Source organism: Pseudomonas fluorescens, from assembly GCF_040448305.1.
Taxonomy (GTDB): domain Bacteria; phylum Pseudomonadota; class Gammaproteobacteria; order Pseudomonadales; family Pseudomonadaceae; genus Aquipseudomonas; species Aquipseudomonas fluorescens_BH.
In genome coordinates this window covers 243199-269018 of record NZ_CP148752.1, presented here as the reverse complement: position 1 = coordinate 269018, position 25820 = coordinate 243199, and the positions used below count along the sequence as shown (strand labels likewise).

Genomic DNA, 25820 nt, shown 5'->3' with positions numbered 1-25820 from the left:
AGAAATCTTTCTACTGCCCGAGACGTTGCCATGCCTTCATTACCCTGGTCCGACATCGATACCGTTCTGCTGGACATGGACGGTACGCTGCTGGACCTGCATTTCGACAATCACTTCTGGATGGAGCACCTACCCCAGCGTTACGCCGAACTGCACGGGGTCAGCCGGGCCATGGCCGAGATGGAATTGCAGCCGTTGTTCGAGCGTAATGCCGGCCAGTTGCAGTGGTACTGCCTGGACTTCTGGAGCGCCGAACTGAAGCTGTCGGTACGCGACCTGAAACTGGAAACCGCGCATCTGATCGCCCTGCGCCCGGATGCCGATACCTTTCTGGCCGCGATCAAACGGGCCGGCAAGCGTGTGGTGCTGATTACCAATGCCCATCGGGATGCGCTGTCGTTGAAGCTGGAAAAAATCGAACTGGCGCCCTACTTCGAACGCTTGATCAGTTCCCATGACTACGGCTTCCCCAAGGAAAACCCACAATTCTGGGATGCGCTGCAAGCCGATATCGATTTCGATCCTGCGCGCAGCCTGTTCATCGACGACACCTTGCCGATCCTGCGCAGCGCACGGGACTTTGGAGTGGCGCATTTGCTGGCCGTGCGCGAGCCGGACAGCCGCAAGGGGCCGAAGGATACGGCGGAGTTTGCGGCGGTCGGGGATTATCGGGATTTGATTGCAGGACTTTAGACCGAGTTGACCGCATCGCGAGCAGGCTCGCTCCCACATTTGATCTTGGTCGTATACAAATCCCGTGTTCACGGGAGATGCATTGTGGGAGCGAGCCTGCTCGCGATAGCGGTCTTGAGGCTTACTCAGGAATCCGCAACGACTGCCCCGGATAGATCTTGTCCGGGTGCGACAGCATTGGTTTGTTGGCTTCAAAAATCTTGTTGTACTGGTTGGCACTGCCATACACAGCCAGGGATATGGCGCTGAGGGTGTCGCCCTTTTTCACGACCACGAAGCGCGCGGCAGCAACGACAGGCCCGGTCACGGTAATCTGATCATCCACACTGCCAACCCCGGCGATATTGCCCACCGCCAGCAGGATCTTTTCCTTCTCTTCCTGGCTCGCCACTTCACCGGTCACCGTGACCTTGTCGCCATCGACCGTCGCCTGCACATTCGGGTTACCCAGACCGACCTTGCTGATGTGCGCCTTCAATTGCTCACTGGCATTGGCGTTGCCTGGCGTCAGCAAATCCAGCAATTTTTCGCCTGCTTCCTTCACAAAGCTCAAAAGACTCATGGTGCACTCTCCTTGGGTTTCGGGTTCCAGACGTCAAAGCCTAGACCACGGTCGTCACCTGCGAATCCAACCCGACCAATGACCCCGCTTGCGATAGAATCCGCACCTTCCCACCCCCTGGAGCGCAGATGGACATCAAGCAGCTGAAATTCCTCATCGCGCTCGACGAAACCCGCCATTTCGGCCAGGCCGCCGCACGCTGCCACATCACCCAGCCGACCCTGTCCATGCGCCTGCGCAGCCTCGAAGAAGAACTCGACCTGCCGCTGGTCAATCGCGGCCAGCGTTTCGAAGGCTTCACCGCGCCGGGCGAGCGGGTGCTGGCCTGGGCGCGCACCGTACTGGCGGCCTACGACGGCTTATACGCCGAGGCGGCCGCCTGTCGCGGCAGTCTGGTCGGTACGTTGCGATTGGGTATGGTGCCGCTGTCGAGCTTCGATCCGCTGCCGCTGCTGCAACGCCTGCACGGGGAGCATCCGAACCTGCGCTTCGAACTCTCGGCCCTGAGTTCCGAGCAGATCCTCGAGCAACTGGCGAACAATCGCCTGGACCTCGGTGTTTCCTACCTGGAACGCCTCGACACCGAACATTTCGACTCCCAGGCCTTCAGCGAAACCCGCATGGGCCTGCTCTACGACCAACGCTTCTTCACCTTTGGCGAGGCACCATTGAGTTGGGAATCGTTGATCGAACTGCCACTGGGCATGCTCACCAGCGGTATGCACTTTCGCCAGTCCATCGACCACAACTTCCACAGCCGCGGCCTGACCCCGCAGCCGTTGTTGCAGACCGATGCCGTGCATCAACTGTTACAAGCCGTGCATGGCGGCCTGTGTTGCGCCGTGATGCCATTGGAAGGTGGCCTCGAAGGGCTGACCGAACACCTGCGCCTGCAACCGATCGAGAACGCCCAGACCCTTGGCCGACTGGGGCTGATCATGCGTCGCAGCGCACCGCGCTCGGCCTTGGCTGAGGCCTGTTTCGCGATCTATCAACAATCATTGATCGGCGCTTGATCGACGGCATCTATCGGTAGATCAGTAATAGCGATTAGACGCGACAACTTGCCGCGCCTAGTCTTAAAGCTGATCAATCCGTCGGTGATGCCATGAACACCAAGCGCCCAGCCTGCGCGGCGCCTGCCCTCGAAACGCCCGCACCCGCCGCCAGCCAGACTTACAGCTACTGCAATCTGCGTCGTACCGAAACGGATAGCGCCGAATCGGCCAGCACCGCGCTGGCCGAGGAAGTCGCACTGGCGATTGCCTTCAACGGCATCAGCCAGGCGGTCATGCTGGTAACGCCCACGGACCTGGAAGATTTCATCGTCGGCTTCAGCCTGGGCAGCGGCATCATCCAGGACGCCACGGACATCTATGACCTGCAACTCAGCGGCTCGGGTTCGGCGCAATACGCACAAGTGACCATCGCCAACCGCGCCTTCTGGAACCTCAAGCAACAGCGTCGGCAACTGGCCGGCACCAGCGGTTGCGGGTTGTGCGGCGTGGAAGCGCTCGAGCAGGCGTTGCCGGACCTTCAGGTATTACCCGGCGCCCCGTTGCCGCCGGTCGAATGGCTTGACGGCCTGCGCGAGCGCATCGGCGCCTTCCAGCCGCTGGGCCAACATTGCGGTGCGGTGCATGCCGCGGTGTTCATGAATGACAAAGGTGAGTTGTTGCTCGGCCGCGAAGATATCGGCCGGCACAACGCCCTCGACAAACTGATCGGCGGATTGATCCGCCAGAAGATCCCGACCGCTGGCGGGCTGGCGATTGTCACCAGCCGCTGCAGCCTCGAATTGATCCAGAAAGTCTTGCGCGCCGGCATCCAGACCCTGGTCAGCCTGTCGTCGCCCACGGGCCTTGCCGTGCAATGGGCCCGTCGCCACAACCTCAATCTCATCCATCTGCCACAGAAGAATGCACCGCGGGTCTACAGCCCAACGTTGGAGAATCAAGCGTGAGTCAACACCGTCAAGCCGATCAGAAACCCGTCCCTCGCTACAAGCCCTACAAAGGCCCGGCCGGTGGCTGGGGCGCACTGATCAGCGTGGCCCAGGCTTGGTTGACCAGCGACAACGCGCTGAAAAACTTGCGCATAATGCTCAAGACCAACCAGAACGGTGGCTTCGACTGCCCGGGTTGCGCCTGGGGTGACTCTCCGGAAAAGGGCATGGTGATGTTCTGTGAGAACGGCGCCAAGGCGGTGAACTGGGAGGCGACCAAACGTCGTGTCGATGCCAAGTTCTTCGCCAAACACAGCGTCACTTCGCTGCTGGAGCAAAGCGACTATTGGCTCGAATACCAGGGCCGCCTGACCGAGCCGATGAGCTATGACGCCGAGACCGATCGCTACCAGCCGATCAGCTGGGACGACGCATTCGCCCTGATCGCCAAGCATCTGAACGGCCTGTCGAACCCCGATCAGGCCGAGTTCTACACTTCCGGCCGTGCCAGCAACGAAGCGGCGTACCTCTATCAGCTGTTCGTGCGCGCCTATGGCACCAACAACTTCCCTGACTGCTCGAACATGTGCCACGAGGCCAGCGGTGTCGCGTTGTCGCAAAGCGTCGGGGTCGGCAAAGGCACCGTGACCTTCGACGACTTCGAACACGCCGATGCGATTTTCGTCTGGGGCCAGAACCCCGGCACCAACCACCCGCGAATGCTCGAACCGTTGCGCGAAGCGGTGAAGCGCGGCGCGCAAGTGGTGTGCATCAACCCGCTGAAAGAGCGTGGCCTGGAGCGCTTCCAGCATCCGCAGCACGCGCTCGAAATGCTCACCAACGGCGACAAGCCGACCAACACCGCATTCTTCCGCCCGGCCCTAGGTGGCGACATGGCGATCATGCGCGGCATGGCGAAATTCCTCCTGCTGTGGGAGCGCGACGCGCAGAAAACCGGTGCCCCGGCGGTGTTCGACCATGACTTCCTCAACGAGCACAGCGTCAGCGTGCTGGATTACCTGGCCGTCATCGACGACACCCCGTGGGAGCAGATCGTCGAGCAATCCGGCCTGAGCCTGGTGGAAATCGAGCAAGCCGCGCGCATGTACGCCAAAGGCAAGAACGTGATCATGTGCTGGGCCATGGGCATCACCCAGCACCGCCATTCGGTGGCGACCATCCAGGAAATCGCCAACCTGATGCTGCTGCGCGGCAACATCGGCCGGCCGGGTGCAGGCCTGTGCCCGGTGCGTGGTCACAGTAACGTGCAGGGCGACCGGACCATGGGCATCAATGAACGCCCTCCTGTCGCGTTCCTCGATGCTCTGGAGCGGCGCTTCCAGTTCAAGGTGCCACGCGACAACGGCCACAACGTGGTCGAGGCGATTCACGCCATGGCTGAAGGCCGGGCGAAAGTCTTCATCGGTCTGGGCGGCAACTTCGCCCAAGCCACGCCGGACAGCCCGCGCACGTTCCAGGCCCTGCGAAACTGCGACCTGACCGTACAGATCAGCACCAAGCTCAACCGCAGCCATTTGACCCACGGTAAAGACGCGCTGATCCTGCCGTGCCTGGGCCGCACCGACATCGATATCCAGACCCAAGGCCCGCAAGCGATAACCGTCGAAGACTCGTTCAGCATGGTCCACGCCTCCAATGGTCAGCTGCAGCCGCTGTCGAACCAGATGCGCTCGGAGCCGGCGATCCTGGCCGGCATCGCTGCCGCGACCCTGGGCAGCCACCCGGTGGACTGGAACTGGATGGTGGCCGACTACAGCCGCATCCGCGACCTGATCGCCGAGACCATTCCCGGCTTCAAGGACTTCAATGAGAAGATCAAGAACCCGGGCGGTTTCTACCTGGGCAACAGTGCCGGTGCACGCAAGTGGAGCACCGCTTCGGGCCGGGCCAATTTCCGCTCGAACGCACTGCCCAAAGACCTGGTACACGAACGCACCCGCGCTACCGGTGTGCTGCCGGACCTGATCATGCAATCGATGCGTTCCCACGATCAGTACAACACCACCATTTATGGCCTCAACGACCGTTATCGCGGCGTGAAGGGTCAGCGGGACGTGTTGTTCGTCAACGAAGCCGACATCATTCGCCTGGGCTTCAAGCCGGGGCAAAAGGCCGACATCGTTTCGCTCTGGGACGATGGCGTGGAACGTCGGGTAAAAGGCTTCACGCTGCTGGCGTTTGATATCCCGGCCGGGCAAGCGGCGGCCTACTATCCGGAAGTGAACCCGTTGGTGCCGCTGGAAAGCACCGGCGATGACAGCCATACGCCGACATCGAAGTTTGTGGCGATCCGGTTGGAAGCGGCGAGTGAGACCGGGTTGATCATGGCCAGGTCTGCTTAATATGTTGTCTGAACTGGCCCTATCGCGAGCAAGCTCGCTCCCACAGGTTTTTTCTGTTGTTCACATAATCTGCGTTCGACTGAAATCCCTGTGGGAGCGAGCTTGCTCGCGATAGGGCCAGACCAATCACCAAAAACTCTGGACCCTGCACTTTCCTTTCGCCCACAAAAAAGGCCGTTTCCTCATGAAAACGGCCTTTGCGAAGTAGTAAAAGACCGGCAAAAAAACGTTAAGTTCCGCCCAAAAAACAGTAACTTGCAATATTGTATACAGGTCGTGTTATTCGTCGGATTTCGATTGTCACGCCCATTCCAGAGCCTCAGGATCGCGCCGTCATCCCCTTGAGGTTCCTCCATGAAGTTCTCCTCGATTCTCTTGTTGTCCCTTGGCCTGGTCAGCGGTATCGCGTCTGCTGGCGGCACCACCGAAGCCGGTGTAGGCGGCGCATTGGGCGGGGTTTTAGGCTCGGTCGTCGGTCAGTCGTTAGGCGGCAATACAGGTTCCACCATCGGCGCGGCCCTGGGTGGCGCGGGTGGTAGCGCCGTCGGTGCAAACAAACACAGCCGTGGCGAAGCAGCCCTTGGCGGTGCGTTGGGCGCCGCGGGCGGTAACGTGGTCGGTCGCAGCGTGGGCGGCACCACCGGCAGTCTGATCGGCGCAGCAGCAGGCGGCGGCGCCGGTGGCGCGCTGGGTAACTACATGGGCAAAGAGTACGATAATGATGACGACGACGATCGTCGTTCGTATCGCGGCCATGGTGATCGTCGTTACTACCGTGACGGCCATCCGGGCCGTGGCCATGCCTATGGCCATCGCAAGAAGCACCACAAGTACTACCGCGACTAAGGCCTCGAGCACCTCGCTGGTAAGTACAACAAAAATCGCAGCCCAAGGGCTGCGATTTTTTTTGCCTTACTGATCCACCAGACGCTCCAGCGCCCCGCGCAACCCTGCAGGAATCGCCACGGGTTGATTCGACGCACGATCGACAAACACATGCACGAAGCGCCCCGCCGCGCAGGCCTCGTCTTCTCCCTGCTTGAACACGGCCAGTTCGTATTGCACCGAACTGTTGCCCAACTTGCCCACCCGCAGACCGATCTCGATGCGGTCCGGGAAGGCAATGGAAGCAAAGTAATCACAGGAGGAGCTCACCACGAACCCCACCACCTCACCATCATGGATATCCAGGCCGCCAACTTCGATCAGGTAAGTGTTCACCGCCGTATCGAAGAAGCTGTAGTAGGTAACGTTGTTGACGTGACCGTAGGCATCGTTGTCGTGCCAGCGGGTGGTGATGGGCTGGAAGTGGGGGTAGTCGGTGCGTTGGGGCATTGGCGTTGATTCCTGAGTGGGTTCGCCAGTCTAAGGCGAAACCGCGTTGTATTCATCGCGAGCAGGCTCGCTCCCACATTGGATCTCGACCAGACGCACTAGCTGTCTTCACCCGATCACCTGTGGGAGCGAGCCTGCTCGCGAAGGCGCCCTCACAGGCGCCGCATCAATCACTTGTCAGCAAAGCCCTTGCCAGCCGCCGCCAACTCCCCAATCAACCGCGCTGGCTGCCAGTGATCGCCCTGACGCGTCTCAAGGTCCATCAAGCGCCGGTGAATGTCCGCCAGCCCTTGCTGATCCGCCCAGGCCATCGGCCCGCCCTTGTCCGCCGGGAAACCATAGCCGTTGAGGTAGACCAGATCGATATCGTGAGCTGACCCGGCGATGCCTTCCTGCAGGATCTTCGCGCCTTCGTTGACCAGTGCCAGCAAGCAGCGCTCGAGAATCTCCTCCGGGCCGATCTCGCGGCGATGGAACCCTAGCCCTTCGCTGACCTCCAGCACCAGCGCATCCACCAGTGGATCGTGTTCGGCCTGACGACTGCCCGGTTCATAGTGGTAAAAGCCGTTGCCACTCTTCTGGCCGAAACGTCCCTGCTCACACAAACGGTTATCCACCTGAACTTGCGGCGCATCCTGTCCAATGCCGGATAACTGGCGCGCGCGCCATTGCAGGTCGACGCCCACCACATCGAACATGCGGAACGGCCCCATGGCAAAACCGAAGCCTTGCAGCGCTGCATCCACCTGATACGGATAAGCGCCTTCCAGCAGCATTTTTCGCGCTTCGAGCACATAGGTATTGAGCATGCGGTTGCCGATGAAACCGTCGCAATTGCCCGACACCACACTGACCTTGCCCATGCGCTGGCCGAGCGCCAGTGCCGCGTCGAGCACCGCCGGCGCCGTCTGTGCACCACGGACGATTTCCAGCAGCTTCATGATGTGCGCCGGGCTGAAGAAGTGCAGGCCCAGTACTTGTTGCGGACGGCGTGTGACCGCAGCAATGGCGTCGATGTCCAGCGCCGAGGTATTGCTGGCCAGAATGGCTTCGGGTTTGAGCAGGTCATCGAGCTCGCGGAAGATTTTCTGCTTGAGCTCAAGGTTTTCGTACACCGCTTCGATGACCAGGTCGACATCGCGGATGGCCGTGTAACTATCTGCCGCCGTAACGCGCGCGACACGGGCATCGGCTTCGCTCTGATCAATCCGGCCCTGGCGCACGTTGTGGGCGTAGGTGTCCGCTACAGTGACCAGCGCTTGCTCCAGCATTTGCGGATTATTGTCGACCCACTGCACGGCCACTCCGGCGTTGGCCAGGCACATGACAATGCCACGGCCCATGGTGCCCGCGCCGATGACGGCGGCGCGCTGAATATTCGACGGTGTCTGGCTCATGTTTTGATCTCTTGTTGGCGATCCGAAGACAGCCATCACCATAGTCAGCCACCGGGGTTTTTTGAAATTTATTCCTGTGATGAGCAACATTCAGCGGATGGATGTAGCACTGCCGGGCCCTGAGGTTCCTGTGGGAGCGAGCCTGCTCGCGATAGCGGTGTGTCAGTCGCCATCACTGTTGAATGTACCGGCCTCATCGCGAGCAGGCTCGCTCCTACACTGACCGTGTTTCAACCAGGTAGATGTTGCTCGGCCCACTCCCGCACCCCGGCATACGGATAATCCTCCAGCGCCGCAAACCCCGAAATCGACCGCGCCTTGAGCTTGGTGAACAACGGTACGCTGATCCCGCACAGAAACCGTGTCACGCGTTCAGCCGAAGGCAAGTTGCCCGTGTGCTGCTCGTGCCTGTGGATAAAACCGCCACACAGCGACTCGAAATTCTTATCCACAAGCGCCGGCAACTCCGGTGGTGCCGGTAGCCGCGCCACTTGCCCATGACACACCGAACAATGCCCGCATTGCTGCGGGGCATTGTGGTCGCCGAAATACTCGGCCAGGCGATAACCCAGGCAACGGTCGGTGGCGAACAGATCCAGCATCGCGTGAATCCGCGCGATCTCGGTGTGCTCATGCCGAGTGAAATAGCCGTGCAGTTCTTCGCCCAATGCGACGCTGTCGAACCCGCTTTGCAGCACGCTGTAGACCTCGGTCATCTGCTTGCTTTCGAGCTCCACCCAGCCCTTCTCCTGGAAATAATCCAGTGCCTTGACCACCCGACTGCGCTCGGCCTGATGCTGCTCGTGCAACGCCTCGAAATTCACCGTGGCCCAGGTCCGCGCACGGCTGGATGTCTGGATGATCGCAGCGACAAAATCCCTGCGCTCGCCTTCGAAACGCGCCAATAGCGCCTCGGGTTCCTGCACATACTTGAAACGGTACTCGGCGTAGTACGCGTAGCGCGGGGCGATCAGCCCGCGCAACTCGAGTTGCACCAGCAAGGTCTTGAGCGGCAACTGGCGAATATTGCTCTGATCGGCCAATGGCCCCAGCAGAAACTCCCACTGCCCTTCAGTTGCCGCGGCATGCATCTCGTCAAGCACGCAACGGATGCCATCCAGCTCGGGCGTGTCGCCGTAGACGAAATTCTCCAGCACGTTGAGGCTGTCGCGGTTGGCCAACACCAGGCAGTCCGACGGCTGCCCGTCACGCCCGGCGCGGCCGATTTCCTGGCTGTAGTTTTCGATGGATTTGGGCAGGTCGAAATGCACCACGTTGCGGATGTCACTCTTATCGATGCCCATGCCGAAAGCGATGGTGGCGACGATGCAATTGGACTGCCCGCCCATGAATCGACGCTGGATCGCTTCCCGTTGCTCATGGGGCAACCCGGCGTGATAAGCCTCGGCCTGAATGCCGTTGCGGTTCAGGTGTTCGGCGATGTGCTCGGCGGTTTTCTGCAAGGTCACATAGACGATGCTCGGCTGGTCCGGACGCTGGCTCATCCACTCGACCAGGCGTCGGCGTTTGTCCGCTCCGCGAACCGGCTCCACCAGCAAATTGAGGTTCGGGCGATAGAAACCGGTGGTCACCACATCGTCGGCGGCGATGGCGAATTTCGCCTGCATGTCGTCGATGACCTTGGGCGTCGCCGTTGCGGTCAGCAGCAACACCTGCGGGATGTTGAACTGGCGTTGATAGTCGGGAAGCTTGAGGTAGTCCGGGCGAAAGTTATGCCCCCATTCGGAAATGCAGTGCGCCTCGTCCACCACCAGCAACGAGATCGGTACTTGCTGCAAAAAATGCCGGAAGCGCTCGTTCTTCAGGCGCTCCACGGAGATCATCAAAATCTTCAGTTCGCCGGATTTGGCCCGGGCCATGACGTCGCTGGCGTCATCGCGGCTCTGCGCCGAATCGATACTGCCCGCCGAGATGCCGTGGCGTTGCAAGAACGCCAGTTGATCCTGCATCAATGCCAGCAAGGGTGAGACCACCAGCGTCAGGTGCGGCAGCAACAACGCCGGCAATTGGTAGCAAAGGGATTTGCCGGAACCGGTGGGGAAAATCGCCGCCGCCGAACGCCCGGCCAGCACGGCACTGACGGCCGCCTCCTGACCGGGTCGAAATTGTGGATAACCGAAAACCTGTTCCAGGGTGTTGTGCATAAGCTGTCACTCCATTGACCGCTGCGGAGTCAAAAGCCTGGCCGGCGATCGCAGCGAGTCGAGAAAAGGTCGGGGGCAAAAACGATAGGGGATGATACAGCCTAGACGCGTCCTGCTGACGCCACAGGTTGAAACACACAGAGCACTCTGCCATCTGACGCCCCCCTCAGTCCCGCAGGTATGGTTCAACCCCAACAACCGTAACGCTGCGCGAAGTCTTCATGACAACAGGAGGCCTGATGTGCGTAGCCCATGTCGAAGGACCGACCATGTTTCAACGAACTGTTTTTCCATTTGCTCTCTTGCTGTCAGTGCCGCTGCTACTCAGTGGATGTCTGACCATGCCCGAAAAGCCCGCAATCAAACCAGACACATTCGAAACAGCCGAGTATCACGCTCAAAAAGGGTTGGCGGTCATCCAGGCATCACGCCTGTACGCACGTGGCGGCACCGGCCAAGGCGTACCCGTCGCATTGATTGATTCAGGCCTGAACGCCGAACTGCCAGCGTTTCAAGGCAGGGTCCGCGACCCCGGTTTTGACTTTGTAGAAAATCGTCCCGGCACCCATGACCGCATTGGCCACGGCACTCAAATGGCCGGCATTCTGGCCGCCAACAAAGACGGCCAGGGTATGCACGGCGTTGCGTTCAACGCTCAACTGATCCCCTTCCGTTTCGGTGACGACAACGAACCCTTCTTCTTCGACAGTGAAATTTCCCGCTCCTGGCAAGCCGGATTCGATCGTGGTGCGCGCATATTCAACAACTCGTGGGCCAATGCCATTCCAGCAACGGAAATCACCGAAGCACGTTACAACCAGGTCATGTCCGAGTCGCTGGCGAGCGCTCGGAAACTGGTTCAGCAAGGTGCGGTATTTGTGTTTCCGACCGGTAATGAACTCAAACGAGAGCCTCTGGCAGAGCCGGGCTTACCCCTTGCCATCCCTGAATTGGAAAAAGGTTGGATCGCCGTCGTTGCATTGAAAAACGATGGCAGTGCCATCAATGGAAAATCCAATTATTGTGGTGTCGCAGCGGCCTGGTGCATCGCCGTTCCCGGTGGGGACTCAGGCACAGACCAGGGATTGCTGACCACTGGCAAGGACGGCAAATACGTCCAGACTGCCGGTACATCCCCCGCCGCCGCATTAGTCAGTGGCGCGTTGGCGGCAGTTCAGAGCCTGTATCCCGAAATGAGTGCACAACAAGTGCGCAACCACTTGCTTGAAACCGCAAACCGGACCGGTCTCTACGCCAACAGTGAAGCCTTCGGTCGAGGATTGCTCGACCTTGATGCGGCGTCACGACGCTGAAGATCAAATGTGGGTGCGAGCCTGCTCGCGAAGAGGCCAACACACCCACCGCAAAACTCGAAATACCCGACATAGTCCAAGGCCCTCTCTACCGAGATTTACTGCGAAGCGGCTGAAAATGCTGTAAGCATTTTTACCTCTCGCCATTCCACGTTGAAAACCCAGCACCAACGTGTAGTCCCCTTCCTCAAAATATGACAAAACCCTTACAAAGCCTGTCGATCTCAGCCGTCTTGTCCCGTAACGCCATACCCTCCTATAGTTTCCAGCGCGGCTGAAAACAGTGTCTCGGCCTGCCGGGAACACTCGCCGATTTCGCACAGGACCCACTCAATGAAAAACCCCGACTCACTGACAACCCGCTACCACCCTCTCAAGACCCGCTACAGCGAAACCCCGGTGCTGGTCATCGATACCGAGGCCGACCCCTTCGAGATCCTCGACGCCGCCCGACAACGCATCCACGCCGCCAGCGACCTGCTCGAAACCCTCTATTGCATGTGCTTCAAACAGGCCAATGCCAGCGACATCCCCAAGATCGTCAGCGCGCTGTACCTGCTGACCCAGGACGGCAATGACCTGCTCGACATCGCCCGGCAGCGTTTGCCGAAACTCACCGGCTGAAGCACCACCACAACCTCCTGTGGGAGCGAGCTTGCTCCGGGCGGCGTTCCGACGATGGCCATTTCGCGGACATCGACCTGTTACTTCTTACAGTTTCGGCTCGGTCAAAAAAGGCTCAGTCTGTCCTCAGTCAGAGCGAAGGACCGTCAATGCCGTGAACACTCACCACCACGCCGCGACACCAACGCTGTCGGTCATCGATCCTCGTGCCCTGTCGATTCGCAGTGTGGGTTACTGCCGCCATCCCGACAGCCCGGAGATTGACCCGCGCACCACCCGGCAACGCTTCGACGCGGCGGGGCGGTTGGTCGAGTCGTGGGACCCTCGGCTGTGGGGCACGGCGCCGAAGCCGAACCTGACCACGGTCTACGGCTTGAGTGGGCAACCGTTGTTGACGGACAGCGTCGATGCCGGGTGGCAGTTGAGTGTGCTGGATCAGGCGGGTTTGCCCTGTGCCTTCTGGGATGCACGAGGCAGTCAGCGTCACACGGTGTTCGACGAACAACAGCGACCGATCACCGTCACGGAACAGGCCGCGGGGGAACGACCTCGCGTGGTGGAGCGCTTGAGCTACGGAGATTCCGCTCCTGCTTTCGCCGAACACAACCAGTGCGGGCAGTTGATCCGTCATGACGATCCGGCGGGTACACACTGGGCTGCCGACTACGGACTCGCCGGTGCCGTGGTGGTTGAAGAGCAACGCTTGCTCGCTGACCTCGAAACACCCGACTGGCCAATCGAAATCGATGTCAGAGATGAGTATCTGGAAGCCCAATCATTCATCACCCGCCACATATTCAATCCCATCGGCGAGCTTCAGGAACAAACCGATGCCATGGGCAACGTTCGCACCTTTGGTTACGACGTGGCGGGCAAACCGAGTGAGGTCTGGCTGCAAATGGCCGGTGAGAGCAAGCAGCCGCAATCCTTGGTCCACGACATTCGCTACAACGCCCAGGATCAGGTCGAGCGCGAAACCGCCGGCAATGGGGTGCTGACCCACGTCGAATACGCTGCCGATGACGGCCGGCTGATCCGGCTGGTAGCGGCAGTCGGAAACCAGAAGCCCTTGCAGGACCTGAACTACGTCTACGACCCGGTGGGCAATATCGTCAAGCTGCACGACGAGTCCCAAGCCGTCAGCCATTTCAACAACCAGCGCATCGAGCCAATCAATCGCTACCGCTACGACAGCCTGTATCAACTGGTCGAAGCCCAGGGCTGGGAGGTCAGCCAGCCGAGTCATGGCCCGGCCCTGCCGACACTGCTGCCCACGCCGCTGGACCCCAGTCAACGGCGCAATTACACCCAATGCTTCGAGTACGACCGGGGCGGGAATTTGATTAGCCGCCAGCACAGCGGCGCGCCCGGCTTCTCGATGTTCACCTCGGCACGAAGCAACCGTAGCCTCGCGCAACGCGACGACGGCTCGCTGCCGGGTGAGCCAGACATCGCCTCGGGTTTCGATACCGGTGGCAATCAACAGGAACTGCAGCGCGGGCAAGCCATGCTCTGGGACAGCCGCAATCAGTTGAGCCGCGTGACGTTGGTCAACCGCGAAACCGAGCCTGACGACTACGAATGCTACCGCTACGACCGCCCCGGCCATCGCTTGCGCAAAACGGGATTCACCCACAGCAGCGGCCGCACCCTGCGCAGCGAGGTCCGTTACCTCCCCGGTCTGGAAATCCACCGTCAGGCCGACGGTGAAGAACACCACGTCATCAGCGTCGAAGCCGGGCGCAGTAGCGTGCGGGCACTGCACTGGCCCGAAGGTGCGCACAACGATCAACTGCGTTACAGCCTCAGCGATCACCTCGGCTCCAGCACCCTGGAATTGGATGACGAGGCGGGCGTACTGACCCGGGAACACTATTACCCCTGTGGTGGTACGGCATGCTGGGCCGGTAAAAGTGCGTTGGTGGCGAAGTACAAGACCATTCGGTATTCGGACAAGGAACGGGATGCAACGGGGCTGTATTACTACGGGTATCGGTATTACGCGCCGTGGTTGCAGCGCTGGATCAGCACTGATCCAGCGGGAAATATTGATGGTTTAAACATGTATTGTTTTTGTGCTAACACGCCAATTACATATCGTGATGAATATGGCTTGGTAAGGGGGCGTGGAGATAGTCTGGAATTTATCGAAAAATTGAAAGGCAACACATTTCTCGCTCGGGGTGTAGATGAAATAAAGAATAAAAGTCCTGATAAAGGACAGCGATTGACTGAAAGTTTATCGAAGTTATCGGAGTGGTCGGCAAAAACCGTCAGCGCTCTAGAGCAGCAGACAGTCGAGGAAGGCGTAAAAAAAATAATTTCCGTTGTGTATGCTGGAGATGTACCTGTATCGGAATTATTGCCAAAAATCAGGGTTATGGACTCGGCAGTGAAGGAGTATGTCGCGGGCAATAGGGATATTATTTTGATTGGCTCAAAAAATGATAATGTGAAAGCACATGTAATTTCACGCGATCCTCACAAGCGAATATTCATTTCAGAGGACACGCTTAAAGATACGCCTGAGGAAATTGCGATGACTATTTATCATGAAATATCTCACTTTAAAGGTTCCAACCTGGAGGACGGATTAGGTAGTCAAGATTTTATATATTTAGATAATATAATTGTAAAGCCAGATATAAATAATCCAAATCAACAGTTTCTCAAGACGGAAAAGTTACATAATGTCATCGCCCGACAGTCTGTAAGTACCGTTTCAGGTGACAAGCGGCAAAAATTTTTTAAAACGCCATGGGAAAACGGAATACGGAAAGCGTTGAACAAAAGTCCTGAACTGACGACAAAAGTATTGTTAAATAATGCTGATTCATATGCCATGCTCGTTGCATCTATTGGGCTTAGATAGTTGTTTGCGCGATCCATTGAGTGAGGGTTTCCTTCGGTTCAACGCTTGTTCAACCCCCGAGCCAACCGATCCCCACCCAACTGAATTACAGCCACCAACACCACCAGCAACACAATCACCGTCAGCATGATCTGGCTATCAAACCGCTGATACCCATACCGATAGGCAATGTCCCCCAGCCCACCCGCGCCAATCGCCCCGGCCATGGCCGACGAGTTGATCATGGTCACCAGGGTAATGGTGAATCCGCCAACAATCCCCGGCAGCGCTTCCGGCAACAACACGTGCCAGACGATGTGCCAACGCCGGCAGCCCATGGCTTGCGCCGCTTCGATCAATCCATGGTCGACCTCGCGCAAGCTGACTTCGGCAATGCGCGCAAAGAACGGCGTAGCCGCGATGGTCAGCGGCACCACAGCCGCCCATACGCCATAGGTGGTGCCGACGATCAATCGGGTGAACGGAATCAGCGCCACCATCAAAATCAGAAACGGAATCGAGCGAAACAGGTTCACGAACGCGCCCAGTGCGCGGTTCAGCGCCGGGGCTTCGTAGATGCCGCCCTTGGAGCTGGTGACCAGGATCACCGCCAGCGGAATGCCCGCCAACAGTGCGATCAACGACGACACGCCGACCATCAAAAACGTGTCGATGAAACCCTGCAGCAAGCGATCAAACCACATAACCCAATACCTCCACTTGTTGCGCCCAATGGCCGGCGCGTTGACGCAATTGCTCGGCATCGAGAGTCGAGCCGGTCACTGCCAGCAGCAGTTGCCCGAGGGCATGGCCCTGAATCCGTTCCACGCCGCCTTGCAGCAATCGCACACGGCCTCCGAGGGCGCTGAACAGTGCCGCCAGGTCCGGTTCGTCGCGTTGGCTGCCGGTGAACTGCAAGCGCAGGACCACGGCGGCGTCCGAGGAATTTGGCTGCGCCTGCAAACGTCTTTGCAGCTCTTTCGGCAATGCGTGTTGCAAGGGTGCCAGCAATGTCTTGCTGACCTCATGCTGTGGATTGCCGAACACTTCCCACACCGGCCCTTGCTCGACGATGCGCCCGTGTTCCAGGACAACCACGCGATCACAGATCTCACGGATTACCGCCATCTCGTGGGTGATCAGCACAATGGTCAGGCCCAGGCGCTGATTGATCTCGCGCAGCAGGCCAAGGATCGATTGCGTAGTCTCCGGGTCCAGCGCTGAAGTGGCTTCGTCGCACAACAGGATCTGCGGGTCATGCACCAGCGCCCGGGCAATGCCCACGCGCTGTTTCTGCCCGCCGGACAACTGCGCCGGGTAAGCCTTGTGCTTGGCCTGCAAGCCCACCAATTCCAGCAGTTCACGGACCTTCTGCTCCCGTTGTTCCTTGGGTACGCCGGCGACTTTCAGCGGCAGCTCGACGTTCTGCCAAACGGTCTTGGCCGACATCAGGTTGAAGTGCTGGAAGATCATGCCGATGCGCCGACGCAGCGCCACCAGGCGGTCTTCGTCGAACTCGCCGATGTCCACTTGATCGATCAGCACCCGACCGCTGCTCGGCTGTTCGAGGCGATTGATGGTGCGGATCAGCGACGACTTGCCGGCGCCGCTGCGGCCGATGATGCCGAACACTTCGCCGCGCTGGATCGCCAGGTCGATGCCGTGCAACGCGGCCACCGGTCCTTGCTGGCCGTTGTAGGTTTTACCCAGATTGATGAAGCGCACATGAGCACGATTGAGCTCGGGATGCAGCTCCGTTTGTGCAGCTTTTGCAGGCTCTGGAAGCTCCAGTCGCCGTTGGATGGCGGCGGTCATGCTCAGCTTTCCCAACCGGCTTGATAGAGCTTGCCGTGAGCTTTATCCAGCGCGGCGCGCACAGCCGGTGAGTGCTGGTAGATGTCGACGAACTTGATCAGGCGCGGGTCGGTTTTGCTCTTCGGCTGGATCACGAATTGAATCACGTACTCCTTGTGATCGAGGCCGTCGAACAGCAGCGCGGAGCCCGCATCGAAGGTTTTCGACAAGCGAATGTAGGCCGGATAGCCCTGCACCAGATCGGCATCGTCATAGGCACGAACCAGTTGCACGGCTTCGACCTGGAGGATCTTGATGTGCTTCGGGTTGGCGATGATGTCTTCTTCGGTGGCCTTGTAGCCGACGCCGGGCTTGAGGGTGATCAGACCGGCCTTGGCCAGCAGCTGCAAGCCACGACCGCTGTTGATCGGATCGTTGGCGATGGCCACGCTGGCGCCTTGCGGCAGTTCGTCGAAGCTTTTGTATTTCTTCGAGTAGAGGCCGACGTTGTTGATGATGCCCGGTGCGAACGGCACGAGGTCGAAACCTGATGCAGCCTTGGCGTTTTCCAGGAACGGGATGTGCTGGAAGTAGTTCACGTCGATGTCGCCTGAAGCCAGACTGACGTTCGGCGCGATCCAGTCGCTGAACTCCACCAGTTCGACTTTCAGGCCTTGTTTGCCGGCTTCTTCGACCGCCGCTTCCAGAGGAATGGCGAAGGCGGCGGTGGTGCCGATTTTCAGTGGCGCGTCGGCGGCGAAGGTTGCCGAGCTGAACAGGCCGAGGGCCAGGGCCAGTGCTTTGACTGGGTGAGAGAGGTAGTTCTTTTTCATGATCAGGTTTTCCAGTCAGTGCATAGAGTTTGTGGTGTCTGTTCGGGCCTCATCGCGAGCAAGCTCGCTCCCACAGTGGATCTCGGGTGTTCACAAAACCCCTGTGGGAGCGAGCTTGCTCGCGATGCTTTTAGCGTCGGAAAGCCGAGCCGGTATGTTGCTCAGGCAAAAACGCCTCCCGCTGAAACAGCTTTTCGCGCAAGGTGCCGCTGTCGTACGCCGTCTTGTACGAGCCCCGCCGTTGCAACTCGGGAATCACCAATTCGATGAAATCCACATAGCTTTCCGGCGTGACAATCCGCGTGAGGTTGAAGCCATCCAGCCCGGTTTCGGCGATCCACGACTCCAGCTCATCCGCCACTTGCTGCGGCGAACCGACCACAGTGATGTAGCGGCCGCCGAGGGCGTGTTGTTCCAGCAATTTGCGTCGGGTCCAGTCGTTGTTTTGCAGGTGTTTGGTGGCGGACTGGATCGCGTTGCTTTTCACGTACTGGATCGGCTCGTCGATTTCATACTGGGAAAAATCGATCCCGGTGGACGCCGAGAAGTGCGCAACACCCGCCTCGGCACTGGCGTAGCTCAGGTATTCGGCGTGCTTCTTCCAGCCAAGCTCTTCGGTGGCGCCAACGATCACGTTCAGCCCCATGAACACCTTGATGTCCTCGGGATTGCGCCCGGCGGAGGCGGCCGCGGTGCGCACCTTGTCCACCTGCGCCTTGGTCGATGCCTTGGTCTGGCCGCTGATGAACACGCACTCGGCATGTCGCCCGGCGAACAGCAACCCGCGATCCGAGCTGCCAGCCTGGAACAGCACCGGCGTGCGCTGCGGCGAGGGTTCGCAGAGGTGATAACCCTCGACCTGATAGAACTCGCCCTTGTGCTCGACCTTGTGCACTTTGTCCGGCTGCGCGTAGATCCGTTGCTGCGGATCGTTGAGTACCGCGCCGTTTTCCCAACTGCCTTCCAGGAGTTTGTAGAGCACCTCCAGGTACTCATCGGCCTGGTCATAGCGGCGGTCATGCTCGACCTGTTCGCTCAGGCCCATGGCCTTGGCGGCGCTGTCGAGATAGCCGGTGACGATGTTCCAGCCGACACGCCCGCGACTCAGGTGATCCAGCGTCGACAGGCGTCGGGCGAACAGATACGGCGCTTCGTAGGTGAGGTTGGCGGTCAGGCCGAAGCCGAGGTTTTTCGTCACCGCGGCCATAGCTGAAACCAGCAACAACGGGTCGTTGACCGGCAACTGGATCGACTCTTTCAACGGCACGTCCACCGAGTTCTGGTAGACGTCGTAGACCCCGACGATGTCGGCGATGAACAGACCGTCGAACAGCCCGCGCTCCAGAAGCTGCGCCAATTCGGTCCAATATTCGATCGTGTTGTAGCGGGTGGACGTGTCGCGCGGGTGCGTCCACAAGCCATGGTTGATGTGCCCGATGCAATTCATGTTGAAGGCATTGAGCAGGATTTTCTTTTTCACGGCGGCCATTCAGATGGTCCCCCGCAGTGGCGGGTTTTCATCGTTGAGGTAGTAATTGCCGACGGCGTGGTACTTCCAGCGCACCGGGTCGTGCAGGGTGTGCACCCGGGCGTTGCGCCAGTGGCGGTCGAGGCCGTGTTCGATCAGGGTTGCCTGGCTGCCGGCCAGTTCGAACAGTGTGCTGCCGGCGGCCAGGGAGATTTCGGTACTGAGGGCGCGGGCTTCGGCGACGGCAATCGACGCGGCAGCAACGGTCTGGGCATGGGTGCCTGCCTGAGCCTGGTCGATGTATTCACCGGCACGCTCCAGCAGTGCCTCGGCGGCGTGCAGGCGAATGCTCAGGTGGCCGAAGCTCTTGAGGGTCAGCGGATCGTCCGTGGCTTTTTCGTGGGTGGCGTCGATCCACGGCCGGGTTTTCGTGCGCACGAAGTGCAGTGCATCTTCATAGGCGGCGCGGGCGATGCCGGTGTCGATGGCGGCATGGAGAATCTGCGCCAGCGGGCCGACCGGGGTCGGGCGCTCGAAAGCGCTCTGAAAGGGGATGACATCTTCGGCGGCGACGTAGACATCTTCGAACACCACCGAACCGCTGCCGGTGGTGCGCTGGCCGAAACCGCTCCAGTCGTCGATCACGCTCAGGCCCTTGCTGTCGCGCGGGACGAACGCCAGTTGCTGCACGCCATTTTCATCCACCACCGAGGTGGGAATGCGCTGGGCGTAGATCGCGCCGGTGGCGTAGAACTTGCGACCATTGATGCGATAGCCACTGGCGTCGCGAGTCAGGCTGGTGACGCGATCGTGTGCGGTTTTGGTGCCGAGTTCGGCCAACGCATTGCCGAAGCGCTGACCGGCCAAAACCTCAGCGTACAGGCGTTGCTTCTGCTCGTGGCTGCCGTTCACCCGCAGCACTTCGAGGGCATAGAAATGGTTCTGTGGAATCTGCCCAAGCGAGCCGTCGGCCCGGGCGATCAAGGCGATGACCTTGGCCAGGGTGACGTTGGAAACACCGGCGCCGCCGTATTCCTTTGGCACGCTGATACCCCACAGACCCGAGCGGGAAAACACCTCCAGTTCCGGGTGTGGCAAACGGCGTTCGCGGTCGCGTGTGGCGCTGTCGCGCTTGAAGTCTTCGGCAAGGTCGCTGGCGACGATCAGGGCTTGTTCATCGCTGGTGATGACCGCGACGGGGTGAGAACTTGTCATGTGTTTCTCCAGATGTCTGGTCGTCAGATCCAGGAATGGCGATTAGGCAGCGTGCCGTTGAGGCGATAGGCGCCGACCGCGTAATACTTCCAGCGCACCGGATCGTGCAGGGTATGCACCCGGGCGTTGCGCCAGTGGCGATCGAGGTTGAATTCGGCGAGGGTCGCGCGGCTGCCGGCCAGTTCGAGCAGCTTTTCGCTGGCCAGCAACGAAATCTCGGTGCTCAGCACTTTGGCCTCGGCCACGGCAATCGAGGCGCGGGCGGCAGACTCGGCGGTGAAGGGTGCGGCGCTGACTTCATCGAGCACTTGTCCGGCCTTGCGCAGCAGCGCTTCGGCGGCGTGCAATTCGATTTTCAACTTGCCGATATCGGCGATCACGTACAGGTCATCACTGGCCCGCTCGACCTTGGCGTCGATCCACGGCCGGGCGCGGGTTTTCACGAAGTCGATGGCGTCGTCGATGGCACCTCGGGCGATACCGGCGTCGATGGCCGCTTGAATCAGCTGCGAGACAGCACCCTGGATGTTCGGTGTGTCGTTGATCCGCCAGTTATCCACCACCAGTTCGGGGTCGGCCTGCACGTTGTTGAGCAAAATCGTGCCACTGGCGGTGGTGCGCTGACCAAACCCGGACCAGTCATCGACGATGCGCAATCCCGGTGTGCCGCGCCGGATGAACGCCAACACTTGTTTGCCGTCATCGTTCAACGCTTTGACCGCGACCCAATGGGCGAACAGTGCGCCGGTTGAATAGAACTTTTGGCCATTGAGGACGCCGTCAGCGGTGATGCGAGCCTTCAGTTCCAGGGTGTTTTTGCTGCCGCGTTCCGGCCCGGCATTGCCGATGCGCCAGCCATCCAGAACGCTTTTGAACAGCAGATTTTTCTGCGCTTCGGTGGCGCTGCCGAGTACCAGGTTAAGAATGCCGAACTGGTTTTGCGGGATCTGCCCAAGCGCCGGGTCGGCCGCGGAAATGATCGCGAAGACCTCGGCCAAGGTGACGAACGAAACCTGTGGGCCGCCGTACTCGCGGGGGATGGAAATGCTGCCCAGGCCGCTGCGGGTGAACTGTTCGATTTCCGCCCATGGCAGCTTGCGCTGCCGGTCACGTTTGGCCGCTTGCAGGCGGGCGACTTGCGCCAGTTCGTGGGCCGCCTTGATGGCTTGAGCGTCATTGCGCAAGACTTTTGCGGGCAACAACAGCGGGGCGATGTCCAGATCACTCTGGACGATTGCATCTGCCAGACTGGACATCAGTGCCGCTCCTTGGCTGCACGCAATGCCCTGGCGATCTGCACTGGGGTGATTGTGTTCCGGACCATACCTACCTCACATCTTATGGAAGCGCCGCTTGTGGCCGCGCATGAAAACAAGGATGTCCGGTGGTCCGGTGCATATACCCTAAACGTGTATAAATATTTTATGAACTAACTTTTAGGAATATGCATAGAAGGATGATTCCGCTGGTGTGCACCGACCCCTGTGGCGAGGGAGCAAGCCCCCTCGCCACAGGGGGTGTGATCATTTTTCGCGGGGTTCAGCAGCCTTGAGGGGCTGTTTCTTCGGGACTTTCAGATAGGGATTGGCACAACCAATCTTCAGCGTACGTGCTGGCGCCCAGCGGGAGTTATTACCCACCCGGTCGAGGATGCAGTAAGTCACTTCCAGCCGCAGGTCTTCGCCGGCTTCGAGGATGATGGCCGGCGGTATCCAGACCTGAACCGGCTGACCCACATCGGCGGACTTGAGCCGTGGCAGATCCATGCGCACATCGCCCCAGCGCAGGGTGATTTCATCGTCGACGGCCATGTTCAGGTACGGCTCGATGGTCAAGGGAACACCGCGTTTGACCTGGCTCGGATTGACCCCCTGACGGCGGATCGCCTCGGGAATGCTCACCGGTGCCAGGCACTGGTTTTCATCGCCGCACAGCGCGGAGGGTTGGCCGCCTGGACAGTCGAGTTTGATCTGCACGTTTCGGCTGGCCGAAACCACCGGGTCTCGACCAACTTGCATGATCCGGTAGTGAATGTGCGAAGTACCGTTGGTGACAAAACTTTCAGGCACCCGCAGCTGCACCGGTAGGCCGACATCGCTGGCCGTCAGCACGCGGGAGGCCACGTAGCAGTTGTCCCAGAACAGTTCGATCAGGTCGCCTTCGTCCATGGCGGGGTAGGGCGCTACCTCGATCAGCAGGCGCGCCGCGCAAGTGACGTTGATGCCGGTCTTGTTGGATTGCGCCAGGGTCGGGGCCACAAGCCCGGATTTGTTCGAGGTGCTGTTCATGAAGTCTCCTTGAAGTCTTGCAACGAAGTCCGTTTCTGGAATATCAAAAACCAATAATTGAACAGAAAAACCATTCATTACTTTGAGTTTAAATAATGATTCAAGCGTGATGAGTGTCGCTGGCTGGAGGCTAGATAAGAGCCAGGAAGATCAGGTGTCAATAAGATTTGTTAGTTGTGGGTGGTGTGTGGTGCTATTCAGAAAGTTCCTACGCTCCCAAGTAAGTAAACCACGCCGTAGCGTCGAATTTATCTACTGAAATCGGGGAAATACGGGAGGGTTTGTGCAAGTCGCAAGCACTGTCTTGCGATGGGTGATCTGGTTGGGTTGGCACTGTTTAATTGTGGCGATGCATATGTATGTGCGGCGTGCGCACACAAGATATGCGTCTCGAATAGATAGGTTTAGTTTGATATTGATGACGCGTATTTCGAGGGGGTAACTTCCATCCGTGGAAGATTACACCGTTGTTGCGCAGGGTTATTAGTTGTGAGCGTTATTCAGGAACTTGCTCAGGAACTGTTTCGTCCGTTCTTCTTTCGGGTTGGCAAACAACGCCTTTGCTTCGCCTTGCTCGACGATCACGCCCTTGTCGAAAAACACCACACGGTTGGCCACGTCCCGGGCAAAGCCCATTTCGTGGGTGACGATCACCATGGTGCGCTTCTCTTCGGCCAGGCCGCGGATGGTCGCCAATACCTCGCCCACCAGCTCCGGGTCGAGGGCCGAGGTCGGCTCATCGAACAGGATCACTTCCGGCTCCATCGCCAGCGCCCGGGCAATCGCCACGCGCTGTTGCTGACCACCGGAGAGGCGACGCGGGTAAGCGTCCTCCTTACCCGCCAGACCGACCTTGGCCAGGAGCTTTTTACCCAGGGCAACGGCATCGGCGTGCGCGATCTTCTTCACGATGATCGGGCCTTCGATGACGTTTTCCAGAGCGGTGCGATGGGGGAACAGGTTGAAGTTCTGGAACACGAAACCTACGTGCTGGCGCAAACGCCGCACCAGGCTCTGCTGCTGGTTCAGGGGACGGCTGGTATCGACCTCGATATCGCCGACCTTGATCCGGCCGCTGGTGGGTTCTTCCAGAAAATTCAGGCAGCGCAGGAAGGTGGTCTTGCCCGAACCACTAGGGCCGATGATCGCGACCACCTCGCCTTCCTTGACCTCAAGATCGATGCCGTTGAGCACGACTTGACCCTTGAACTGCTTTGTCAGTTTTTCCACGACAATCATTGGGTCAGGACTCCTGGTCGTGCCGATTGACCCGCGCTTCCAACTGGTTCTGCAGGTGCGAAAGCACCGTGGCCAGGACCCAGTAGATCAGTGCGGCGGCAAGATACATGGTGAAGATTTCGAAGGTGCGGGCGGTGATCAACTGTGCCTGACGGAACAGCTCCGGCACCTGGATGGTGGCGGCCAGAGCAGTGTCCTTGACCAGCGAAATGAAGCTGTTGCCCAGCGGCGGCAATGCGGTGCGCATCGCCTGCGGCAGGATTGCCCGGCGCAGGGTCTGCGCGCGGGTCATGCCGATACTGGCAGCCGCTTCCCACTGGCCGCGCTCGATGGAGCTGATCGCGGCACGCAGGATTTCACAGGCGTAGGCGGCCATGTTCAGCGAGAAGCCGATCAGGGCCGCTGGTAGCGGATCCAGTTCCAGACCCAATTGCGGCAAGCCGTAATAGATCACGAACAGTTGCACCAGCAACGGCGTGCCGCGAAAGAACGACACGTAGATGCGGGCGATCCAGCTCACCAGTTTGAAGCGCGACAGGCGCATCAGCGCCAGGCCGAAGCCCATCACCAGGCCGAAGAACATCCCGCCCAGGCTGAGGATGACCGTGTAATACGCGCCCTTGAGCAGAAAGGGCGCGGAGTCCAGTGCGAGTTGGAAAGCTTCTCCCATTATTGAGTGACGTCAGCGTTGAAGTATTTTTCCGAGAGCTTTTTCAGGGTGCCATCGGCGCGTAGCTTATCGATTGCCTTGTTCACCGCGGCCAGCAGTTCAGGCTCGCCTTTGCGCAGGGCAATGCCGGCTTCCTGACGGGAGAACGCATCACCGGCGGCGGTGGTGTCCTTGGCTTTCTTGGCGTATTCCAGCGCTGCGAGGCGGTCGATCAGGATGGCGTCGATACGGCCGACACGCAGGTCCTGGAACTTGGTCGGATCATCTTCGTAGGTGCGGATGTCAGCGGTCGGCACATTGGCTTTCACCCACTCTTCGTAGTTGGTGCCCAGGCCTACGCCGACTTTCTTGCCGGACAGGTCGGCGGCGGACTTGATGTTCAGCTCGGCAGCCTTCTTCGTCAGCACCAGCGCCTGAATCCCGGAAACGGTGTACGGCTCGGAGAAGTCATACTTCTTCTTGCGCTCTTCGGAGATCGTCACCTGGTTGATCACTGCGTCCAGGCGCTTGGATTCCAGGGCCGCGAGGATGCCGTCCCATTTGGTCGGTTGCAGTTTGACCTTCACGCCCAGCTCTTTGGCCAGGGCTTCGGAGAACTCGACTTCGAAGCCGGTCAGTTTGCCGTCGGCGTCGACGAAGCTGAACGGTGGGTAGGTGCCTTCCAGGCCGACGTTGATCACGCCTTTGTCCTTGATTTGTTGCAGTTGCTCACCGGCAACCGCCTGGCCAATCAGGCCGGCGCTCAGTGCCAGGCTCAGCGAACCCATCAGCAGATTGCGACGTAGTGCGGAAAAATTCATGACAAGCCCCTGTGTTTTCTTATGGAAGACGCTTTAGGAAAGTTGGCAAATTCGGGATTTTGACGACTGCGATATCCTGCCCTAAAGCAGCTTATGCGTCTCGTTGCAAATTCGCCTGCGGCGTGACTATAAGATGATGCCGTTAGATAGGAAAATAATAAATATACTATTTGTTATTCGTTAATTGAATATGTGCTTCATAGGAAAAGATCGCAGCCTGCGGCAGCTCCTACAGGGATCGGCATGCACCTGTAGGAGCTGCCGC

22 protein-coding genes are annotated in these 25820 nt (G+C 59.3%); 8 read left to right on the top strand and 14 right to left on the bottom strand.

Annotated features, from left to right (window positions below):
- Positions 1 to 30 precede the first annotated feature (30 nt).
- Complete coding sequence (gene yrfG, locus WHX55_RS01185) at positions 31 to 693, top strand: GMP/IMP nucleotidase (RefSeq protein WP_150755608.1); 663 nt, start codon at positions 31 to 33, stop codon at positions 691 to 693.
- Between the two features lie 121 nt (positions 694 to 814).
- Here yrfG and lysM read toward each other — a convergent pair whose 3' ends face one another.
- On the bottom strand, positions 815 to 1255 hold the full coding sequence (lysM, locus tag WHX55_RS01180; protein WP_150726478.1) for a peptidoglycan-binding protein LysM: 441 nt from the start codon (positions 1253 to 1255) through the stop codon (positions 815 to 817).
- A 128-nt stretch (positions 1256 to 1383) separates the two neighbouring features.
- On the opposite strand from lysM, the gene WHX55_RS01175 reads away from it, so the two are divergent.
- The 4 genes from WHX55_RS01175 to WHX55_RS01160 all read left to right on the top strand — a co-directional run bounded on the left by WHX55_RS01175 (position 1384) and on the right by WHX55_RS01160 (position 6409).
- Positions 1384 to 2271, top strand: a complete 888-nt coding sequence (locus tag WHX55_RS01175; RefSeq protein ID WP_150755955.1) for a LysR family transcriptional regulator — start codon at positions 1384 to 1386, stop codon at positions 2269 to 2271.
- 92 nt (positions 2272 to 2363) lie between these two features.
- Positions 2364 to 3218, top strand: a complete 855-nt coding sequence (gene fdhD, locus WHX55_RS01170) for a formate dehydrogenase accessory sulfurtransferase FdhD (RefSeq protein WP_150726476.1) — start codon at positions 2364 to 2366, stop codon at positions 3216 to 3218.
- On the top strand, positions 3215 to 5563 hold the full coding sequence (locus tag WHX55_RS01165; protein ID WP_353741863.1) for an FdhF/YdeP family oxidoreductase: 2349 nt from the start codon (positions 3215 to 3217) through the stop codon (positions 5561 to 5563). Before fdhD ends, WHX55_RS01165 begins: the two co-directional genes overlap by 4 nt.
- A 354-nt stretch (positions 5564 to 5917) precedes the next feature.
- On the top strand, positions 5918 to 6409 hold the full coding sequence (locus WHX55_RS01160; RefSeq protein WP_353741862.1) for a glycine zipper domain-containing protein: 492 nt from the start codon (positions 5918 to 5920) through the stop codon (positions 6407 to 6409).
- 66 nt (positions 6410 to 6475) lie between these two features.
- On the opposite strand, the gene WHX55_RS01155 is transcribed toward WHX55_RS01160, so the two are convergent.
- From WHX55_RS01155 to WHX55_RS01145, 3 genes are all read right to left on the bottom strand, one after another.
- On the bottom strand, positions 6476 to 6898 hold the full coding sequence (locus WHX55_RS01155) for a thioesterase family protein (protein ID WP_150726473.1): 423 nt from the start codon (positions 6896 to 6898) through the stop codon (positions 6476 to 6478).
- A gap of 170 nt (positions 6899 to 7068) precedes the next feature.
- Positions 7069 to 8295 (bottom strand): 3-hydroxyacyl-CoA dehydrogenase NAD-binding domain-containing protein, encoded by a 1227-nt coding sequence (locus WHX55_RS01150; RefSeq protein ID WP_353741861.1) that lies wholly within the window; start codon positions 8293 to 8295, stop codon positions 7069 to 7071.
- A 230-nt stretch (positions 8296 to 8525) separates the two neighbouring features.
- Positions 8526 to 10460 carry an ATP-dependent DNA helicase RecQ gene (locus WHX55_RS01145; protein ID WP_353741860.1) on the bottom strand — a complete coding sequence of 645 codons (1935 nt, stop codon included), beginning with the start codon at positions 10458 to 10460 and terminating at the stop codon, positions 8526 to 8528.
- A gap of 269 nt (positions 10461 to 10729) precedes the next feature.
- Here WHX55_RS01145 and WHX55_RS01140 point away from each other — a divergent pair, with 269 nt between their 5' ends.
- The 3 genes from WHX55_RS01140 to WHX55_RS01130 all read left to right on the top strand — a co-directional run bounded on the left by WHX55_RS01140 (position 10730) and on the right by WHX55_RS01130 (position 15269).
- On the top strand, positions 10730 to 11773 hold the full coding sequence (locus WHX55_RS01140; protein WP_353741859.1) for a S8 family peptidase: 1044 nt from the start codon (positions 10730 to 10732) through the stop codon (positions 11771 to 11773).
- 333 nt (positions 11774 to 12106) lie between these two features.
- On the top strand, positions 12107 to 12397 hold the full coding sequence (locus WHX55_RS01135; protein WP_056726907.1) for a hypothetical protein: 291 nt from the start codon (positions 12107 to 12109) through the stop codon (positions 12395 to 12397).
- Positions 12398 to 12551: 154 nt separating this feature from the next.
- Positions 12552 to 15269, top strand: coding sequence for an RHS repeat-associated core domain-containing protein (locus tag WHX55_RS01130; protein WP_353741858.1), 2718 nt, complete (start codon positions 12552 to 12554; stop codon positions 15267 to 15269).
- Between the two features lie 38 nt (positions 15270 to 15307).
- On the opposite strand, the gene WHX55_RS01125 is transcribed toward WHX55_RS01130, so the two are convergent.
- The 10 genes from WHX55_RS01125 to tcyJ all read right to left on the bottom strand — a co-directional run bounded on the left by WHX55_RS01125 (position 15308) and on the right by tcyJ (position 25555).
- Positions 15308 to 15952 carry a methionine ABC transporter permease gene (locus tag WHX55_RS01125; RefSeq protein WP_030128490.1) on the bottom strand — a complete coding sequence of 215 codons (645 nt, stop codon included), beginning with the start codon at positions 15950 to 15952 and terminating at the stop codon, positions 15308 to 15310.
- Positions 15942 to 17063: an ATP-binding cassette domain-containing protein gene (locus WHX55_RS01120; RefSeq protein WP_353741857.1), complete on the bottom strand. Its 1122-nt coding sequence runs from the start codon at positions 17061 to 17063 to the stop codon at positions 15942 to 15944. The genes WHX55_RS01125 and WHX55_RS01120 overlap by 11 nt, the downstream gene beginning before the upstream one ends.
- 2 nt (positions 17064 to 17065) lie before the next feature.
- On the bottom strand, positions 17066 to 17875 hold the full coding sequence (locus WHX55_RS01115) for a MetQ/NlpA family ABC transporter substrate-binding protein (RefSeq protein ID WP_223465378.1): 810 nt from the start codon (positions 17873 to 17875) through the stop codon (positions 17066 to 17068).
- A gap of 130 nt (positions 17876 to 18005) precedes the next feature.
- The gene (locus tag WHX55_RS01110) at positions 18006 to 19364 is read right to left on the bottom strand and encodes an LLM class flavin-dependent oxidoreductase (RefSeq protein ID WP_150755947.1); all 1359 of its coding nucleotides are present in this window, start codon (positions 19362 to 19364) and stop codon (positions 18006 to 18008) included.
- Positions 19365 to 20558, bottom strand: a complete 1194-nt coding sequence (locus WHX55_RS01105) for an SfnB family sulfur acquisition oxidoreductase (protein WP_150755946.1) — start codon at positions 20556 to 20558, stop codon at positions 19365 to 19367.
- Positions 20559 to 20581: 23 nt separating this feature from the next.
- On the bottom strand, positions 20582 to 21814 hold the full coding sequence (locus WHX55_RS01100; protein WP_150755945.1) for an SfnB family sulfur acquisition oxidoreductase: 1233 nt from the start codon (positions 21812 to 21814) through the stop codon (positions 20582 to 20584).
- Positions 21815 to 22081: 267 nt separating this feature from the next.
- Positions 22082 to 22846, bottom strand: a complete 765-nt coding sequence (locus tag WHX55_RS01095; protein WP_353741856.1) for a hypothetical protein — start codon at positions 22844 to 22846, stop codon at positions 22082 to 22084.
- Positions 22847 to 23329: 483 nt separating this feature from the next.
- Positions 23330 to 24085 (bottom strand): L-cystine ABC transporter ATP-binding protein TcyN, encoded by a 756-nt coding sequence (gene tcyN / locus WHX55_RS01090; protein ID WP_150726462.1) that lies wholly within the window; start codon positions 24083 to 24085, stop codon positions 23330 to 23332.
- Positions 24086 to 24089: 4 nt separating this feature from the next.
- Positions 24090 to 24755, bottom strand: a complete 666-nt coding sequence (gene tcyL / locus WHX55_RS01085) for a cystine ABC transporter permease (RefSeq protein WP_046040764.1) — start codon at positions 24753 to 24755, stop codon at positions 24090 to 24092.
- Complete coding sequence (tcyJ, locus tag WHX55_RS01080; RefSeq protein ID WP_150755943.1) at positions 24755 to 25555, bottom strand: cystine ABC transporter substrate-binding protein; 801 nt, start codon at positions 25553 to 25555, stop codon at positions 24755 to 24757. The genes tcyL and tcyJ overlap by 1 nt, the downstream gene beginning before the upstream one ends.
- Positions 25556 to 25820 lie beyond the last annotated feature (265 nt).

Coding starts and splice junctions, on each gene's coding strand:
- yrfG (WP_150755608.1), top strand. CDS start 31: ATGCCTTCATTACCCTGGTCCGACATCGATACCGTTCTGCTGGACATG.
- lysM (WP_150726478.1), bottom strand. CDS start 1,255: ATGAGTCTTTTGAGCTTTGTGAAGGAAGCAGGCGAAAAATTGCTGGAT.
- WHX55_RS01175 (WP_150755955.1), top strand. CDS start 1,384: ATGGACATCAAGCAGCTGAAATTCCTCATCGCGCTCGACGAAACCCGC.
- fdhD (WP_150726476.1), top strand. CDS start 2,364: ATGAACACCAAGCGCCCAGCCTGCGCGGCGCCTGCCCTCGAAACGCCC.
- WHX55_RS01160 (WP_353741862.1), top strand. CDS start 5,918: ATGAAGTTCTCCTCGATTCTCTTGTTGTCCCTTGGCCTGGTCAGCGGT.
- WHX55_RS01155 (WP_150726473.1), bottom strand. CDS start 6,898: ATGCCCCAACGCACCGACTACCCCCACTTCCAGCCCATCACCACCCGC.
- WHX55_RS01150 (WP_353741861.1), bottom strand. CDS start 8,295: ATGAGCCAGACACCGTCGAATATTCAGCGCGCCGCCGTCATCGGCGCG.
- WHX55_RS01145 (WP_353741860.1), bottom strand. CDS start 10,460: ATGCACAACACCCTGGAACAGGTTTTCGGTTATCCACAATTTCGACCC.
- WHX55_RS01140 (WP_353741859.1), top strand. CDS start 10,730: ATGTTTCAACGAACTGTTTTTCCATTTGCTCTCTTGCTGTCAGTGCCG.
- WHX55_RS01135 (WP_056726907.1), top strand. CDS start 12,107: ATGAAAAACCCCGACTCACTGACAACCCGCTACCACCCTCTCAAGACC.
- WHX55_RS01125 (WP_030128490.1), bottom strand. CDS start 15,952: ATGTGGTTTGATCGCTTGCTGCAGGGTTTCATCGACACGTTTTTGATG.
- WHX55_RS01120 (WP_353741857.1), bottom strand. CDS start 17,063: ATGACCGCCGCCATCCAACGGCGACTGGAGCTTCCAGAGCCTGCAAAA.
- WHX55_RS01115 (WP_223465378.1), bottom strand. CDS start 17,875: ATGAAAAAGAACTACCTCTCTCACCCAGTCAAAGCACTGGCCCTGGCC.
- WHX55_RS01110 (WP_150755947.1), bottom strand. CDS start 19,364: ATGGCCGCCGTGAAAAAGAAAATCCTGCTCAATGCCTTCAACATGAAT.
- WHX55_RS01105 (WP_150755946.1), bottom strand. CDS start 20,558: ATGACAAGTTCTCACCCCGTCGCGGTCATCACCAGCGATGAACAAGCC.
- WHX55_RS01100 (WP_150755945.1), bottom strand. CDS start 21,814: ATGTCCAGTCTGGCAGATGCAATCGTCCAGAGTGATCTGGACATCGCC.
- WHX55_RS01095 (WP_353741856.1), bottom strand. CDS start 22,846: ATGAACAGCACCTCGAACAAATCCGGGCTTGTGGCCCCGACCCTGGCG.
- tcyN (WP_150726462.1), bottom strand. CDS start 24,085: ATGATTGTCGTGGAAAAACTGACAAAGCAGTTCAAGGGTCAAGTCGTG.
- tcyL (WP_046040764.1), bottom strand. CDS start 24,755: ATGGGAGAAGCTTTCCAACTCGCACTGGACTCCGCGCCCTTTCTGCTC.
- tcyJ (WP_150755943.1), bottom strand. CDS start 25,555: ATGAATTTTTCCGCACTACGTCGCAATCTGCTGATGGGTTCGCTGAGC.